Annotated in this window: 14 protein-coding genes; 12 read left to right on the plus strand and 2 right to left on the minus strand. The window is 40.7% G+C overall.

Annotation, left to right across the window (positions count from 1 at the left end; all coding sequences use genetic code 11):
- Positions 1-211 precede the first annotated feature (211 nt).
- The 9 genes from AWM68_RS01685 (at position 212) to AWM68_RS01725 (ending at position 11878) form a co-directional block, all read left to right on the plus strand.
- Complete coding sequence (locus AWM68_RS01685; protein WP_066236351.1) at positions 212-2605, plus strand: M14 family metallopeptidase; 2394 nt, start codon at positions 212-214, stop codon at positions 2603-2605.
- Between the two features lie 76 nt (positions 2606-2681).
- Complete coding sequence (locus tag AWM68_RS01690) at positions 2682-2957, plus strand: hypothetical protein (RefSeq protein ID WP_156488271.1); 276 nt, start codon at positions 2682-2684, stop codon at positions 2955-2957.
- A gap of 335 nt (positions 2958-3292) precedes the next feature.
- Positions 3293-5035, plus strand: coding sequence for a ribosomal protection-like ABC-F family protein (gene abc-f, locus AWM68_RS01695; protein ID WP_066236353.1), 1743 nt, complete (start codon positions 3293-3295; stop codon positions 5033-5035).
- A gap of 191 nt (positions 5036-5226) precedes the next feature.
- Positions 5227-6099, plus strand: a complete 873-nt coding sequence (locus tag AWM68_RS01700) for a hypothetical protein (RefSeq protein ID WP_066236354.1) — start codon at positions 5227-5229, stop codon at positions 6097-6099.
- 167 nt (positions 6100-6266) lie between these two features.
- The gene (locus tag AWM68_RS01705; RefSeq protein ID WP_066236355.1) at positions 6267-7250 is read left to right on the plus strand and encodes a bile acid:sodium symporter family protein; all 984 of its coding nucleotides are present in this window, start codon (positions 6267-6269) and stop codon (positions 7248-7250) included.
- A gap of 425 nt (positions 7251-7675) precedes the next feature.
- The gene (locus AWM68_RS01710) at positions 7676-8659 is read left to right on the plus strand and encodes a phosphotransferase enzyme family protein (protein ID WP_066236356.1); all 984 of its coding nucleotides are present in this window, start codon (positions 7676-7678) and stop codon (positions 8657-8659) included.
- A gap of 192 nt (positions 8660-8851) precedes the next feature.
- Positions 8852-10126: an ammonium transporter gene (locus AWM68_RS01715; protein WP_066236357.1), complete on the plus strand. Its 1275-nt coding sequence runs from the start codon at positions 8852-8854 to the stop codon at positions 10124-10126.
- A gap of 61 nt (positions 10127-10187) precedes the next feature.
- Positions 10188-11153, plus strand: coding sequence for a DUF294 nucleotidyltransferase-like domain-containing protein (locus AWM68_RS01720; RefSeq protein ID WP_066236358.1), 966 nt, complete (start codon positions 10188-10190; stop codon positions 11151-11153).
- 56 nt (positions 11154-11209) lie between these two features.
- Complete coding sequence (locus AWM68_RS01725) at positions 11210-11878, plus strand: exonuclease domain-containing protein (protein ID WP_331710017.1); 669 nt, start codon at positions 11210-11212, stop codon at positions 11876-11878.
- Positions 11879-11916: 38 nt separating this feature from the next.
- On the opposite strand, the gene AWM68_RS01730 is transcribed toward AWM68_RS01725, so the two are convergent.
- Positions 11917-12231: a MerR family transcriptional regulator gene (locus tag AWM68_RS01730; protein WP_066236360.1), complete on the minus strand. Its 315-nt coding sequence runs from the start codon at positions 12229-12231 to the stop codon at positions 11917-11919.
- A gap of 174 nt (positions 12232-12405) precedes the next feature.
- Here AWM68_RS01730 and AWM68_RS01735 point away from each other — a divergent pair, with 174 nt between their 5' ends.
- Positions 12406-12975 carry a nitroreductase family protein gene (locus AWM68_RS01735; RefSeq protein WP_066236361.1) on the plus strand — a complete coding sequence of 190 codons (570 nt, stop codon included), beginning with the start codon at positions 12406-12408 and terminating at the stop codon, positions 12973-12975.
- Between the two features lie 21 nt (positions 12976-12996).
- On the opposite strand, the gene AWM68_RS01740 is transcribed toward AWM68_RS01735, so the two are convergent.
- Positions 12997-13977, minus strand: coding sequence for a D-2-hydroxyacid dehydrogenase family protein (locus tag AWM68_RS01740; protein ID WP_066236362.1), 981 nt, complete (start codon positions 13975-13977; stop codon positions 12997-12999).
- Between the two features lie 184 nt (positions 13978-14161).
- Between AWM68_RS01740 and AWM68_RS01745 the strand changes: the two genes are divergently transcribed.
- Both AWM68_RS01745 and AWM68_RS01750 read left to right on the plus strand, forming a co-directional pair.
- A complete protein-coding gene (locus AWM68_RS01745; protein ID WP_066236363.1) occupies positions 14162-15514 on the plus strand; it encodes a sugar phosphate nucleotidyltransferase in 1353 nt (450 codons plus the stop codon).
- 13 nt (positions 15515-15527) lie between these two features.
- Positions 15528-16214 (plus strand): glycosyltransferase, encoded by a 687-nt coding sequence (locus AWM68_RS01750; RefSeq protein ID WP_066236364.1) that lies wholly within the window; start codon positions 15528-15530, stop codon positions 16212-16214.
- Position 16215: the final 1 nt, after the last annotated feature.

Here is a 16215-nt window from a genome sequence, read left to right on the forward strand (position 1 = left end):
AAAGAAGAGTGGACAGCGTTAAATGACTACCATCACTAGACTATCTATCCATTCCATTTTTACTATAAATTTCCTTTACGGTTTGTACAATCGATAGAATCTTACATAATTAGGTACTTTACTTTATAAAAGGACCATCCTTAAGTATGATTGAATTTTCTGATAATAAAGTTACACTTACCTTATGAATACATAGGAGGTGTGCTTTTTTATGTTAGGGAGAAAAAAATGGATATCGTCAGCACTCGTATTATCCACGATTGCAAGTCTTACTCTTTCCACGCTAGAACCAGGCTTTCAATCCGAAAAGGCTGAAGCTTCAGCTCTAAAGATTCAACCTCTAGAGTCGGTTTCTCTCGTCCAGCTCTCAGTGCCAAACAATCAGAAAGCGATGGACAAGCTGAGTGAACTTGGCATCGATCTCACTCACAGAATGCATGTTGAGAACGGAATGCTAGAGGTAGATGCAGTTGTAACTCCATCCGAAATGACCATGCTTAAGCTTTATGGCATCACGGTAAAAGAAACCCTCATCACAGAAAGCCAGCTTAATCAGCGGGCTGCAGAAAGAAGAGCAGCCATCCAACAAGAAAAACAACTGACCTCATCTGAGGAAACAGTTAACATCCTCCGAGCAACCCACTTCACGAATCAATCCGACACATTTCTTTATGTAGAAGCAAAATCCACATCAGGTGCCTCAACAAGCACAATCCTTACTGCAACTTGGACGGAAAACGGAACCGAGAAAACAGCAACTCTACAAAGAATTGTAGATGCTGGTGAATATCTCTATCACTCATTCATGCTGCCTGTTGCCGAAATTCCAAGTGAAGTGACAATCGAGAGCTCACTCGGGGGCACAGCGACATCTAAAGTAACAGAATGGCTAGGTGCAGATAAACCGGACAAGCCGAAGAAACACTATGTAAAGAACTTTGTAGACCATTACATGGATCCGACCGAAATCAATGCGCGAATGGAGAACCTTGTAAAAGAGTACCCTGAACTTGCTGAGATTGTGGAGATGCCAAACAAAACGAACGGATACCGCCGTCAAGCTCAAGCAACGATCGGAACCATGCAGAACGCAGCAGTTGCTGTTACATCAAAAGCGTGGGGGCATGAAGGTGGGAATGCGATCACTCTCGAGCTGAAGAAGGCTGGTGCTGCAGATGAACCTTTATCAGTGGGAACAAGCGGAAATAAGATAACCGTTACCCTTGCAACGGATGCATCTGGAAATGCAAAAAGTACGGCCAAAGAAGTGGTGGACCTATTAAATGCTAAAGCTAGCAATCTAGTAACCGCCACAACTTATCGAGGTAACGCAGGAAACGGGATCGTCGAGCCTGCGACTGCTAATCTATCGGATAACTTAAAAGCGCCAGCTTCTGTTTCACGAGAACCAGCGGCTGTAAAAGCCATTCGGATTGGTAAACACCGTGATGGATCAAAGCCCGGAGTTCTCAGCTATTCCCAAGAACATGCGCGGGAATGGGTAACACCACTAGTGTCGGTTGAAACAGCCGAACGTTTGCTCAGAAACTATGCGCATGATAAGGACACTCGGAAACTCGTCGATAACCTCGACATTTTCATCATTCCGTCTATGAATCCAGACGGTGCACATTATAGTTTCTATGATTTTAACTCACAGCGTAAAAACATGACAAATCATTGTTCGTCAGCCCAATCTGATAACGGATATCGAAATTCGTGGGGCGTTGACTTGAACCGAAACCACAATGTTGGTTCTGCGTTTGATGGCTATGTTGGGGCGTCAACAACAAATTGTACGAGCAGTACGTATGCAGGACCGAGCGAACACTCTGAACCAGAAAGCCGTAACCTTGTCTGGTTGGCAAATCAAAATCCTAACATCAAGTTCGCGATGAACATCCACAGCTATGGCGGTTATTTTATGTGGTCACCAGGAGCATATACGCCTGAACGTGAAACACTGCCGCGTCCTTCTGCAGGTGAAGAAGCGTACTATTGGCAGGCATCCGATCATATTTTAAAAGAAATCAAAAAGCACAGAGGGACAGTCATCCTGCCGAGTCGTACCGGTCCAATTCCAGATGTACTTTATTCAGCTGCCGGAAATTCCGCAGACTTCCTTTGGTATGAAAAAGGGATCTACGCTTGGAACTTTGAAGTAGGTGCAGACCTCTGGAACAAAGAAACACAGCGATGGGAGCTAGTTGGTTTCCAGCCGCCTTTTGAAGAAGGACATGAAGAGGCGATGGAATTCTCGAACGGTTTATTAGGATTGATTGATGTGGCTTACGATTATTCACGAGACAATAAGGCGCCAAAATCAAGCATTACGCCAAATGGCGGCAAGTATGATGATGAAGTTGAAGTGAGCTTCCATACGAGTGAACCTGCAACGATCTACTACACGCTCGATGGCAGCCGACCTACGTATGATTCTCAGAAGCTGAAGCTCAGCGGAACGCGTGAAGGAGCAGAGTCATTGGCGTTTAATAAGACAACGACCCTAAATTGGTTCTCTGTTGATCCAAGCGGGAACGTTGAGAATAGTTATGAACCTGGAAAGAATAAGAAGTACAACAGTAAGACATTTGTCATTAAATAACTTAGAAAGAGGAAGGTGCATCTTCATGTGTCTTCCTCTTACATTCTAGCTGTTTGGGGGTTAGGTGATGAGCAGCATGGAATTTGTGTTAATGCTTTATTTATTACCACTTTGTCTTATTGCCTTTTTAGTATGCGGTGTGCTGCAATATCTTTTTCCACGCATAAAATTGTATCTCATTATTCTAGGTTGTTATGTCATCGTTTCACTCTATCTTTGGTATCGTTCATGGATTGTAGATTGGACACTGCTATCCTTTGTCGCAGGTTCTGCTATGATTTCCATAGCTCTTGTTATGCTGTATATGAAGGTTTATCGAATGGCGGAAAAGAAGGCAAATGAGATGAACTAATTTTTGAAAGCGGATTGACATTTTTCATTGGCAAAAATATACTAATAACTGTAAGTAGAAGTCATTTGGGAAAGGAACGGTACTACGCTGATGTGGAAAACTCTTATTTTCTTAGGCTAACTCAATAAATGAGACCTGGAGAATAGGATAAATCTGCCCATTTTTGCGTACACACGTACCGTCAATCCGATATGATTTCACACAAAGAACGTATGTCTGTTTTTGTGTTTATTTGGATACGTGTAAAGCATATTTGTGCAAACCAACCTCTCTGGGCTCCAGGGAGGTTTTTTGTTTACCTCCTTAAATCCATACAGATAAAAGAGGTGAGCTGCATGACGATTGTATTACAAGTCAAAAAATTGCAGAAAAAATATGGTGAACGAGAACTATTGAAAGAAATTTCATTTGAAATACGGCAAGGTGAGAAGATCGGCCTTGTCGGCTGGAACGGCAGCGGTAAAACAACACTCGTCAATATACTGATGGGAAATGTTGAAATAGATAAAGGATCCATTACAACATGGCCAGCACATCTGCACATGGGATACCTGCCGCAATCAACGGATTATAGGCTAAATGTAGATGCCGAAATGCGTGAATCTGCTGAAGATCTGTTGAAAACGAGTAAACAGCTTGGGCTTCAGAAGCACCTTTTGGAATCGGGAGAGTTTGGGCGCTTAAGTGGCGGCGAACGACTGAAAGTATCGATTGCGAAGATCTGGGCGAACCACCCAGAATTCTTAATTTTAGATGAACCAACCAATCATCTGGACCTTCAAGGGATCAGCTGGCTGACAGAAGAAGTGCAGCGTTACAGTGGCGCGAGCATCATCATCTCGCATGACCGTCATTTTCTTGATCAGACGGTGAACAAAATCTTTGAGCTTGAAGATGGCGAACTGACGATTTATGAAGGTAACTATTCGGCATATCGAGCAGAAAAACAGCGTCGTTATGAACAGCAAAAACGAGACTATGAGAAACAGCAAAGAAAGATTGAAATGATTGAGCAGCAAGTGAATACGTTGAAAGCTTGGTCTGATAAAGCACACCGTGAAGCTGGTAAGGGAGGGAGTGCTGCTGAGAACAGACAGATAGGTCTTAAAGAATATGAACGAATGAAGGCAAAGAAAAAGGATAACCAAGTGAAGTCGAAGCTGAAGCGATTAAATCTGGAATTATCAAAGAGTGGCATTGATAAACCAAAAGAAGAGACAGATGTGTTTTTCCAGTTTGATGCTGCTGGTAAGAGAGGTAAACGTCTGATTGAAGCACGTGGATTAGCGAAGCAATTTGGTGATCGTACGTTGTTTGAAAAAAGTCATTTCTACATCAAGCATGGTGAAAGAATAGCGTTGCAAGGTGCAAACGGAGCGGGTAAGACAACTTTTATCAAAATGCTGCTCGGTATAGAAACGATAACGCGCGGTTCCATTTGGAAAAGCGAATCGATGAAAATTGCTTATCTTTCTCAAGATGTAAGTGACCTGCCCGAAGAAAAAACGGTGTATGAATACTTCGATTTAGACGAGAAGCATCAAGTAACGCAAGCGAGGACGATTTTTGCCAACATGGGAATTGAGGATCGAAAACTCTCAAAACCGATTCGGCATTTAAGCTTAGGTGAGCGGACGCGCGTGAAACTGGTGCTGATGATCTTACAGGAATACGATGTGCTCATTTTGGATGAACCAACAAACCATCTGGATCTGCCGAGCCGCGAGCAGCTGGAGGAAACCTTATCAAAGTTTTCCGGCACGCTTATCATCGTTTCTCATGACCGCTTTTTCGTTGAAAAGCTATGTAATAAGCTGCTGGTTATTGAGAATCAGCAGATCAAGAGGATTGAGATGGGGCTTGGGGAGTACGAAGAACAGAGAAAGAGATGTTTAAGTAATGGTGATCAAGGTCAGGAGCTCGCCGAGGAACTAGCATTAGTAGAGAACAAAATTACTGAACTGCTAGGAAAGATTAGTTTCTGTAAGACGGGGACGGATGAATACGCAGAGGTTGATCAGGACTTGCAGCGATTAATGGTTAAAAAGCGGCAAATCCTACAAAAAAACCAAGCATAGAAGAAGCCAGGCGGAAATGTGCGCCTGGCTTTAAATTGTGTTTACTGATATCGAGAAGTTTTTGAGCGGTTCGGGAGATTTATGAGCTTCCTTCGTTCTTACAAATAAATAAAAAATTTTTTAACTCCATGGCTCTTTTTTACTTTTTTAAAACACTTATAGGATGAATCAATCGTATAGGGGGAAGAAAGTTGAGAGCAGGGAACATTCGTCAGTTTGCTTCACTTAGTAAGTTTCAAAATGTAAAAGAATTTAATGCACATAAGCGATATTTTATAGAGCATCATGCCGGTTTATTTACGAAGTCAGAGTTTCTGGCATTTGAGATACTCAGTCAATATAGTGTGGTAGTGCCAGGAGTGGCGAACGCTAAGATTGATACGCTCGTAGAAAAGAGTGCAGAAAAAGCTGGCGGCATTTCGCGAGCTTCTTTTATCAGGATGCTGCGTAAAGCGAAGAAAACGGGAATTTTAGTTGTTCATAAGACGTACCGTGCAAGCGGAGGATTTGCTCATAATGTATTTGTTTTTCAACGATTTGATCTGGCGTGTGTAACGAAAGTGATCCAGCGTACAGAAAGTGAAGTCGCTTGTGAGAGTAAGGACGAGCGTTTGGAAATGGGAAAGGAAACTATAAATCTCTATAAAAATCAAAAAGATAAAGATTTAAAGATACGTAAGGAGATCGCCTCATCTGACAACTCACCATGTCAGCCGTCTTTAGAAGACCTCGACGAAACATTCACGCCAGATTCTGTTCCAAGAGACTTCGTACATACCGTAAAACCTTTTTATAATATGGCTATTGAAATCTATACCTTTTGGGAAAAAGCGAAACTCGCATACAATCAGTTCTGTTTTGACCGTCCGCTGGAATATATGGTCTCCGTAGTGATCGACGCCTTCAAAACAACCGTTTTTCACTACAAAAATAGAAAAATTAAGGCGACATTTATGCAATATTTCTATGGAACCCTAAAAGGGATGTTCTCTGTTGAGAAAAGACGCGAACATATGGCAAGAGTGCCGCGCTACAACTGGCTGGATGAGCCTGAAATGAGCTAATCACATAATTTTTTCGATGTATCACATAAAAAAGTGCGACGATCACATAAAAAACCACCACATCACATAAAAAGGGACTATAATCACATAATTCTAAATTTTCAGCAATAAACATTGAAATTTCATTTCATTCGTTTATACTCTCTTAAAAAGGAGAGTGACAACCCATGAGATTTCTAGAGAAAGTAAGTAAAGTAGCAGGCAACACCTTTGCGGTTTGGGTGATTCTTTTTGCCATTTTAGCATTTTTTATTCCGGGAGGCTTCACATGGATCGCTCCCCACATACCGCTTTTATTAGGAGTTATCATGTTCGGGATGGGGCTCACCCTTTCTTTGAATGATTTTAAAGCGGTGTTTCAAGCTCCGAAAAGTGTATTGGTCGGCGTGGCAGCACAATATACGATCATGCCGCTCCTTGCATTTGGACTGGCTACAGCCTTTCAGTTACAGCCAGAAGTAGCAGTTGGCGTTATCTTAGTAGGATGCTGCCCAGGCGGCACGGCATCGAACGTAATGACGTACTTAGCTAAAGGAAACACAGCCCTATCCGTTGCGGTGACATCTGTGGCAACACTGCTCGCGCCGATCTTGACACCAGCTCTAACGCTGCTGTTTGCGAGCAAATGGCTCCCCGTATCAGCGGGCAGCTTGCTGTTATCGATCGTCCAGATTGTACTCGTACCCATTGTATTAGGTCTTGTTGTAAAACTGTTATTCCGTAAACAAGTGGAAAAAAGCGTTGCAGCTCTTCCGCTCGTCTCTGTTGTTGGAATTGTCGCTGTAGCATCTGCGGTAGTTGCAGCGAACGCACAACAAATTGCCGAAACAGGACTATTAATCTTTTCAATTGTTGTTCTTCACAATGTCTTAGGTCTATTAATTGGTTTCCTGATTGCGAAAACTGTGAAGCTTGATTTTGCTGATCAAAAAGCAATTTCTATTGAAGTTGGAATGCAGAACTCAGGATTAGGAGCAGCGCTTGCAATCGCTCACTTTTCACCGCTGTCTGCTGTGCCAAGTGCCATTTTCAGCGTATGGCACAACATCTCAGGACCTCTGCTTGCTACGTGGTGGGGGAAGAGGGCAGATGGGGATGCTGCACAATATTTGAAACAAGAATCCGACAAAACAAGTGTAAATACGCTTTAAATTTTTTATTTTATCTTCAATTCAACTCAAGTAATTCGAAATACGGAAGCGTGTTAAAAGCATAACATTTAATATGTTGCATTAAAAAAATATAATTGGTATAATTTTCATAATACTTTGGAAGGGAGTGAGTTTACGCAATGACAAATTTCATGAAAATAATAACCTTGGAAATTAAATCTATAGCCACTCACTCCTACGGATTAAATTAGTTAATTTTATCTATGGTTAGAACTTTGGCAATTTAAAGCAGAGGCTTCTTTGTTGTTAATCAGAATTTTTGAGCCACAGGGTTATTTAAGATAACTCTGTGGTTTTTTTGATTTTATAACAAAAAATCTGAATTCCAATGATTATTTTCTTGAACATTACTGGAGGCGTGCAAATGGATTTACAAGTAAAAGAGGATGAGGAGTTGTCTGTTAATGCTGAAATTGAAATATCTTATTAACAATGTGAATTTAGCGGAAATGTTGTTAGGGAATTGGGAATACGATGAGAAATCCATTGATATGTTTAAATATTATAGAATATCTTCAAATGCTATTTATCCTTTTCAAGTACGAGGTAAGACGCAGTTTTTAAGATTCTCCCCCAAATCAGAGAAATACAAAGAAAATGTTCTAGCAGAACTTGAATTTATATCCTTTCTTCGCTCGGAGCAATATGGAGCTTTGGAAACAGTTGTATCAAAAAGTGGAGAGGAACTGATCGAGGTGGAAACCCCATGGGGAGAATACTATGCTTCTGTATTTAAGTGTGTATCTGGTGTACAAATTAGCAAGACTGAATTCAGTGATAAAGTTATTTTCAGTCATGGGAAGGCATTAGGAAAACTTCATAAGTTATCTAGTGTATATAATCCTGCTAAAAACAAGAGATGGTCTTATCGTGACGTGCTAGATTGGATTCATGATACTCTAGTTGATTTTCCACATGAAAAATCAGCTTTAATGGAAACAAAAGTACTCCGAGATTATTTTGAGTCTATTCCTATTAATAATAGTAATTTTGGACTGATTCATTATGATTTTGAATGTGACAATGTTTTCTATGATGAAGTGTCCCAATCTTGTAACGTAATTGATTTCGACGATGCCATGTATCACTGGTATGTGATGGATATTGAGCAAACACTTGAAAGTTTACAAGATTTTATCCCAACTGAAATGTTTCAGTTGAAAAAACAGATCTTTTTAGATGGATATCGCACTGAATATAACATATCAGATGATATGCTATCTTTATTGCCTGCGTGTAAACGGTTTGCCAATTTATACGGTTATGTACGTATTTTGAGATCTGCAGATGAGCACTTGGAAAATGAACCTGAATGGTTAGAGAGTTTGAGAGAGAAATTGATAAAGGCCATGAAGAACAAATCTTCATGTTTCGGTATAGAAATTTAAATAGGGATGCAACCTGGATTTAACAGATTTCACTACAATAGCAATCTCGAAAAGCTAACCCAAAAAGGGGTTAGCTTTCTCTCTTTCAAGAACCCTCACTTAAAAACCATGTCAGAAAATCTAACATGGGAGTAGAATCTCTGCTGAAACTGTATAGAATGAAAAGAAACAGTTAAGCAGGGGGCGTTCTTTATGGAAGAAATTATGTTTTCGTTAAACAGTGTCTGGCTTGTTCTAGGTGCACTTCTCGTCATTTTGATGCAAGGTGGGTTTATCTTACTTGAAGCAGGTTCGACACGAATGAAGAATGCCGGACATATTGCAGGGAAGACGGTCTTTACGTTCGGATTGGCATCTATCGTATTCTGGGCTGTCGGCTATGGTTTTATTTTTGGAGGGAATTCTAATTTCTTTATCGGTTTGTCTGACTTTTTCTATTCAGGTGAGCAAGCGGATGGAATGCCGTATTCAACAGCTGCATTTTTCTTATTTCAGCTCGCGTTTGCGGGCATCTCGTTAACGATCGCGTTCGGCGGATTTGCGGAACGTGCGAAATTATCGGCATACCTGGTGTTTGCGATTCTATTTTCAGTAATCGTCTATCCGGTCGTTGCGCATTGGATCTGGGGCGGCGGATGGTTAGCAGAGCACGGTAAGCAAGATTTTGCTGGTTCAACAGTTGTACACTTAACAGGTGCGATGGCTGCTTTTGCGGCAACGATCTTACTGAAGCCGCGTATTGGAAAGTTTAATAAAAATGGGACATCGAACAATATCTTTGGTCACAATCAAGTGTACACAGCACTTGGCGTTATCGTTCTTTGGGTAGGCTGGTTTGGTTTTAATGGAGGAAGTACGTTTGTTGTTGATGATGGTTTCTTCGGATTTGTTGCGTTAAACACGAATCTTGCTGCTGGAGCAGGTGCGGTTGCTGCACTTATTATTTCTTGGATGGTTCTAGGTAAATCTGATATTCCGACGATTCTAAACGGTGCTTTAGCTGGACTTGTTGCCATTACGGCGTCATGTGCGTTTGTTGAAACGTGGGCCGCGGTCCTCATCGGATTCGTTGCAGGTATTCTTGTATTCTACTCTGTGAAATTTTTCGATAGATTAAAAGTAGATGATCCGATTTATGCGTTAAGCGTTCATGGAGCTGCAGGTGTTTGGGGCACGTTATCAACGGGACTTTTTGCTACACCAGAACTTGCAACGGTTGGTAAGCCTGGATTGTTTTATGGAGGAGGCTTCTCACAGCTTGGTGTTCAAGCGATGGGTGTTTCCGTATCAGCGCTTTACGCGTTCGTCGTTTCTTTCGCGCTTTTATATGCGATGAAAAAGGTGATGAAAGGACTTCGTGTATCTGAGGAAGAAGAGATTATTGGTCTTGATGTTAGTGAGCACGGAAACTACGGTTATCCAGAAGCGTTCATTACGAATGAAGAGAAGAACAGAATTGCAAATTAGTCGTGATTATCAGCATTGGGGATCATTCCTCAATGCTTTTGTCACATAGGAAGTGAGAAAAATGTCTTATACATCAATAAAAGAGTGGCGTGACAGTGAGTGGAATCGTCATGATCAATCATCCCATGCCTTAAATGCGTTTCACGATGAGATCATGAAGAAGGTTTTTGACACAGCATTCGAAACATGTGGAGCTCCGCCTTGTCGCTACTCCTGGTTTGTAATGGGGAGTGCGGGCAGATTTGAGCAGGCAATCATCAGCGACCAAGATCATGGCTTAATCTATGAAACAGATTCTGAAGAAGCTCGTCAATATTTTATGAAGTTCGGAAAAGAACTTGCTGATGGCTTGAACGAAGTCGGCTATCCGTATTGTGATGGCAATGTGATGAGTTCGAATTCAGTGTGGTGCAAATCAAAGTCAAAGTGGAACGAGCAGCTGACACATTGGTTGAAAGAAGAAAGCTTTGAGAGCATTCGATTTCTATTGATTTTCTATGATGCGCGTGTGCTCAAAGGAGAAAAAGAATATATCGCTGAACTTAAACAGACTGTACACGATTATATCAAAAAAAATCCGCACTTCCTGGAGAGACTGTTAGAAAACACCCAGCACGTAAAGAAGGCTGTAGGATTCTTTCATCAATTTTTAACAGAAACACACGGCTCACACGCGGGCAGCATTGATTTGAAACAATCAGGCTTTTTTCCGTATGTAAACAATATTCGGCTTTTAGCGATGAAAGAAAGTATTGATGCCACTTCGACGCTCTCAAGAATCGAAGAACTAACAAGGCTCCTTAACTATCAGCAAGAACTTAACTGGTGCGCCGCAGAATTTGAAAAGCTGCTTCACTACCGACTTCAGTACCATAAGAAAATGACGGAAAACTATGATGACATTCACTATCTCAATATAAAAGAACTCAGCAAAGATGAACGAAAAGATATGAAACAGATTTTGTTAAACGGTCAAAAACTACAAGACTATACACAGTCTGTCATTAAGGGAACGATACACAGATGAGGATGAATCCGCTCATACAATTTATGAAACAAGTACAGGGGAAAATAAACTCTAGTGTGTATGCATCGTTACAAGGACAATCAAGTCCTCAGCATGTTGCTTTCTTGAGACAGCTCGAAAAAGAGTTAAAAGTAGAAGAGAGCTTAGTCGTTCCGCTCAAAGAATTGAACGTCGTCGTGTTCGATCTTGAAACGACTGGCTTTTTTCCTGAGCAAGGTGATGAAATCCTTTCAATTGGAGCCGTAAAGGTGAGAGGCGGTGTGGTCCAGCAAGAGGAAACCTTTTATTCACTCGCTCGGTGTAATCGCGAACTTACTCCTGAAATAAAGGTGCTTACGGGTATTGAAGAATGCGATGTTGAGACAGCGCCAGAGCTGTCAAAGGTACTCGTTGATTTTTATGATTTTGTAAAAGGAGCCGTGCTGGTGGCTCACCACGCCAGTCATGAAAAGAAGTTTCTGCAGCATTACAACTGGAAGCTTTTCCGCAGTCAGTTCAAGCATCGAATTGTAGACACGTCTTTCTTATTAAGAATCGCTGAACCGAATGTAAGTCTCGTCCGTTTAGAAGATTGCTGTGATCATTGTGGTATTCCGGTTGTTGATCGGCATCATGCATTAGGGGATGCGAAGATGACGGCGGAACTTTGGAGTATGTATGTTGAGAGAATACAAGCATTAGGTATGAAAAATTTAAGAGATGTTTATGAAAAGCTATCACGATAAAACAGCTGGCACCTTTAATCAGAAGGCAGCCAGCTGTTTTAGTTTCTCATATTAAACTGTGCATTAATCTGGCCGCGAATCATCTTGTTGCGCTCGTCACGTTTTTGTTTCTTCGTTAATTCCTTTTTGATCTCATAGGTCTGTACACCATCTTCAATTTGATCGGCAATCTCCATAAGCCGTTCGACGTCTGAAAACGAGTACTTTCGTGTTCCTTTGCCTGTCCTTTCGGGAAAGATAAGCTTTCGTTCTTCGTAGTACCGGATCTTACGCTCAGATAAACCGGTTAATTCACTAATGATGCCAATCGACATAACTTTTTTATCCTTATAAGATGATTTATCAACAGACATTCCAATCCTCCTAAACGTGAGATTAACCGAACGATTAAATATTGTTATTTATTGTATCATAAATATGTTAGATTTTCTTACATATATACTATTCTTTTTTAAAATGATGGTGAGCACAACTTTAGTCTATTCCTCTCTGTCCCAGAATATCTGTTAAGAAAGGGAGGGCGTGAGATGGAAACCTTTGAAAACATCATGAACAGAAGAAGTATCGGGAAAGTAAAAAACGATCCCGTCTCAAAATCGCTCATTGAAAAAATGCTAACTGCCGCGACCTATGCACCTAATCATTACCGAACAGAGCCGTGGCGCTTTTTTGTATTAACTGGAGAAAGCAGAAAAAAATTAGGGGAAGTTTTAGAGGGGATAACAAGAGCAGATAACACAGGTTTAGAGCCCGATGAACTGGAGAAGAAAGCGGAAAAGTCAAGGAACAATCCGCTGCGTGCACCTGTCATTATCGCGGTTGGGGTAGAGCCGAGTGTTAAGAAGAACGTGATTGAGATCGAAGAGTACGCTGCTGTTCATAGCGCGATTCAGAATATGCTGCTTACTGCACATGAATTAGGTTTAGGTGCAATCTGGAGAACAGGTGCTGTAACCTATCATACTAAGGTAAAAGAATTCTTTGGTTTGAGTGAGAACGGAGCACTTGCCGGATTTATCTATGTTGGCTATCCGGATATGACGATGAAACCAGTGAAGAAAACGGGGTTTGAGACTTATACCGTTTGGATGGATTAGAAGAGAGAAAGCCCACGTGTATTAAACGGTGGGCTTTTTGCTTTTTAGTACCTCTATATTTACAATTCGCTGTGGATTTCCAACGATCATAAAAGAGAGAATGTTTTCCACACTCGTTGATAAGAACTTGTGAAACATATTGTCTGTTTTCCATCCGATATGTGGAGTGAGAACAACGTTTTGAAGTTGCAGGAGAGGATGGTTTGGTCCGAGCGGCTCTACAGAAAATACGTCTAGTCCTGCCCCGCCAATCCACTTTTCACTTAATGCTTTTACAAGGGCTTCTTCATCAACAACTTCGCCTCTAGACGTGTTAATCAGGAACGCATCGTTACGCATTTCTTTAAAATGTTCTTCCTTAAGCAGATGTTTTGTTGCAGGTACGAGCCTCACAGCAAGAATGACAAAATGGGAGATCTGCAACAATTGATTCAACTCTAAGTATTCAACTTCTTGGGCATGGGCGCGTTCTTTCGTTAGCCGAGGTCCCCAAGCAACAACGTTCATGTTGAAAGCTTTAGCGATTTTCGCTACTCCTGAACCGATCTTACCAAGGCCGATGATGCCCACCGTTTTGTTTTCTAATCCTGAGCCAACTGACTCCATCCATTTCCCTTGTTTCATCTCTTGATCTAAGAGTAATAGGTTACGAGCATGTGCAAGCATCATGCCGAAGATCAATTCAACAACAGCGGCTGAACCTCCAGGGGTTGTAGCAACAGGGATGTTGAGTTGATTCGCTGTGTCCATATCGATATGGGCAAGGCCGGCACCAGTTTGAGCGATAAGTTTAATGTTCTTTAAGTGCATCAACACCTCTTTAGAAAATAAAGTACGCTCTCTAATGGGTATGATGATGTAAGCATATTCAATACGATTCAAAAGTTCATCCTGCGTCGGCTTGTCATGGTACACTTCCACAGAAAAGTGCTGCTTTAAGCGTTCAATCTCAGGATTTGCAGCAAAGCATTGTTCCCAATCATCCAAAATGACAACGTTCATGGTTTTTAACCCCTCTTTTGTATGGTGTTCCCATCTTATAATAAATAAGCCTTTCTTTTTATTCAATTTTACAGCAGAAATTCTAGGAAGGCATCAGTTAGAGGACAATTGGTTACGGCATATCACCAATCAAACCTTCATAGAATGTCAAAGGCCTATTTATTATTGTGTGCGGAGGAAACATATGAAAATTCTTCTGTTATCGGGCGGTTCTGGAAAAAGACTTTGGCCATTATCGAATCAGATTAGATCCAAGCAGTTTCTGAAACTCTTAAGCACTGAAAAAAACAAATATGAATCCATGCTCCAAAGAGTATGCAGACACTTGGATTCTGTTGGCCTTCTTACGTCTACTCACATTATTACATGCCAAGATCAAGAGGATCTTATGAATAATCAGCTTGATTATCCAGTTCCTTTAATTATAGAACCTGTCGCAAAAGGAACGTTTTCTGCGATCTCATTAGCAGTCACTTCTTTTAACTCACAGCCGAAATCTAATGTTGAAGAATGGGTTTGTGTATTACCTGTTGATACGTTTGCAGACCTTTCTTTTTATCATTTATTAACACAAATACCTCATATTCTCCAGAATTCAAAGGCTGACCTTGCACATTTAGGTGTAGAGCCACAATTTCCTTCTGATCAATTTGGTTACATTGTTCCTGCTAATAAGACGGGTGACTATTATTCAATCAGTCATTTTATTGAAAAGCCGAGTACCCATATAGCGTTGCAGCTTATCAAAAAAAATGCGTTGTGGAATTGCGGGGTCTATGTTTTTTCAATTAAGTATATGCTTCAATTTCTAAAGGATCTAAGTCTTCCTACAGACTACGATCAAATGCAAAAGATTTATGGTGAACTCCCTGATATAAGTTTTGATCAAATGGTGGCGCAGAAAAGCAATCATTCAATCGTTATCCCTTATCAGGGACAATGGGAGGATATTGGGACATGGGGCGCATTTAGTAAACATATGAGATCACAAGTAATGGGACCTGGCAAGCTATCACAAGACTCAATAAATACACACATTATTAACGAGCTGCAACAACCCATCTATGTAATCGGTATAACGGATAGTATGATCGTAGCAGGTCCTGATGGAATTCTCGTTGCAAATAAAGAGCAAAGTTCTGTTGTTAAGAGTTTCATAACCGATGAACCTCCACGGTATGTAGAGAAATGGTGGGGAAATTATAAAATATTAGAAAAGTCGATGACAAATGAAGGCAAACAGTCATTAACAAAAATAATAAACGTCCTTCCTGGCTGCAACATAAGTTATCAATGGCATAAAGAAAGACAAGAGATTTGGACGATCGTTTCTGGTACAGGAGAGTTTATATTAAATGATCAATTAACGAGCATCAAAACGGGTGATGTTCTTCAAATTGCTAAAGGTTCCAGACATGCTGTTAAGGCTGTTACACCTCTACAGATTATAGAAGTTCAACTTGGTTCTCTGCTATCTGAAGAGGACATTACACGAATTACGTATTCATGGGAAGAGGCAGTCCAACTCTGTAAGTAAGGCGGGGTTTTTTATGATTTCAGTGATATGCTGCACGATGAGAGCACAATTTATGGACAATGTGTTTCAAAACTATAGCAATCAAAAGTGGAGTGAAAAAGAACTTATCATTATTTTGAACAAAGATCACTTAAATATAAAGCAATGGAAAAAAGAAGCCGAATCGTACAAGCATGTCTCAATCTATCAGCTGCCTGAAACTCACACACTGGGTGAATGTTTAAATGCAGCTATTCAAAAAGCAAAGTATGATTACGTGGCAAAATTTGATGACGATGATTATTATGCTCCGCTTTACCTCAATCATGCCATGGAAACATTGCATAAGACAAAAGCTGATGTTGTTGGAAAAAGAACAGTTTATATGTATTTCGAAAGTGAGAAGCTGCTCGTTGTAAACAATCCGAACCGCGAGAACATGTACGTTAGACAAGGGTTGAAAGGAGCAACTCTCTTTTTTCATAAAAAGATATGCGAAAGTATCCAGTTTCCAAAATTAAACCTTGGTGAAGATACTGTCTTCTTAAATCAGTGTGTGAGTAATAAACTCAAACTGTATTCTGGGGACAAGAGACATTATGTTTGTCTACGTTCTTCAAATACAAATCATCATACCTGGAATGTCAGCAATACCGCACTCAAAAGAAAATCATCAATTGTTTGCTCTACAGCAGATTACAAGTCGTTTATTAACAAATAAC

The sequence above is a fragment of the Fictibacillus phosphorivorans genome (assembly GCF_001619875.1).
Taxonomy (GTDB): domain Bacteria; phylum Bacillota; class Bacilli; order Bacillales; family Fictibacillaceae; genus Fictibacillus; species Fictibacillus phosphorivorans_B.

Coding starts and splice junctions, on each gene's coding strand:
- AWM68_RS01685 (WP_066236351.1), top strand. CDS start 212: ATGTTAGGGAGAAAAAAATGGATATCGTCAGCACTCGTATTATCCACG.
- AWM68_RS01690 (WP_156488271.1), top strand. CDS start 2,682: ATGGAATTTGTGTTAATGCTTTATTTATTACCACTTTGTCTTATTGCC.
- abc-f (WP_066236353.1), top strand. CDS start 3,293: ATGACGATTGTATTACAAGTCAAAAAATTGCAGAAAAAATATGGTGAA.
- AWM68_RS01705 (WP_066236355.1), top strand. CDS start 6,267: ATGAGATTTCTAGAGAAAGTAAGTAAAGTAGCAGGCAACACCTTTGCG.
- AWM68_RS01710 (WP_066236356.1), top strand. CDS start 7,676: ATGCTGAAATTGAAATATCTTATTAACAATGTGAATTTAGCGGAAATG.
- AWM68_RS01715 (WP_066236357.1), top strand. CDS start 8,852: ATGGAAGAAATTATGTTTTCGTTAAACAGTGTCTGGCTTGTTCTAGGT.
- AWM68_RS01720 (WP_066236358.1), top strand. CDS start 10,188: ATGTCTTATACATCAATAAAAGAGTGGCGTGACAGTGAGTGGAATCGT.
- AWM68_RS01730 (WP_066236360.1), bottom strand. CDS start 12,231: ATGTCTGTTGATAAATCATCTTATAAGGATAAAAAAGTTATGTCGATT.
- AWM68_RS01735 (WP_066236361.1), top strand. CDS start 12,406: ATGGAAACCTTTGAAAACATCATGAACAGAAGAAGTATCGGGAAAGTA.
- AWM68_RS01740 (WP_066236362.1), bottom strand. CDS start 13,977: ATGAACGTTGTCATTTTGGATGATTGGGAACAATGCTTTGCTGCAAAT.
- AWM68_RS01745 (WP_066236363.1), top strand. CDS start 14,162: ATGAAAATTCTTCTGTTATCGGGCGGTTCTGGAAAAAGACTTTGGCCA.
- AWM68_RS01750 (WP_066236364.1), top strand. CDS start 15,528: ATGATTTCAGTGATATGCTGCACGATGAGAGCACAATTTATGGACAAT.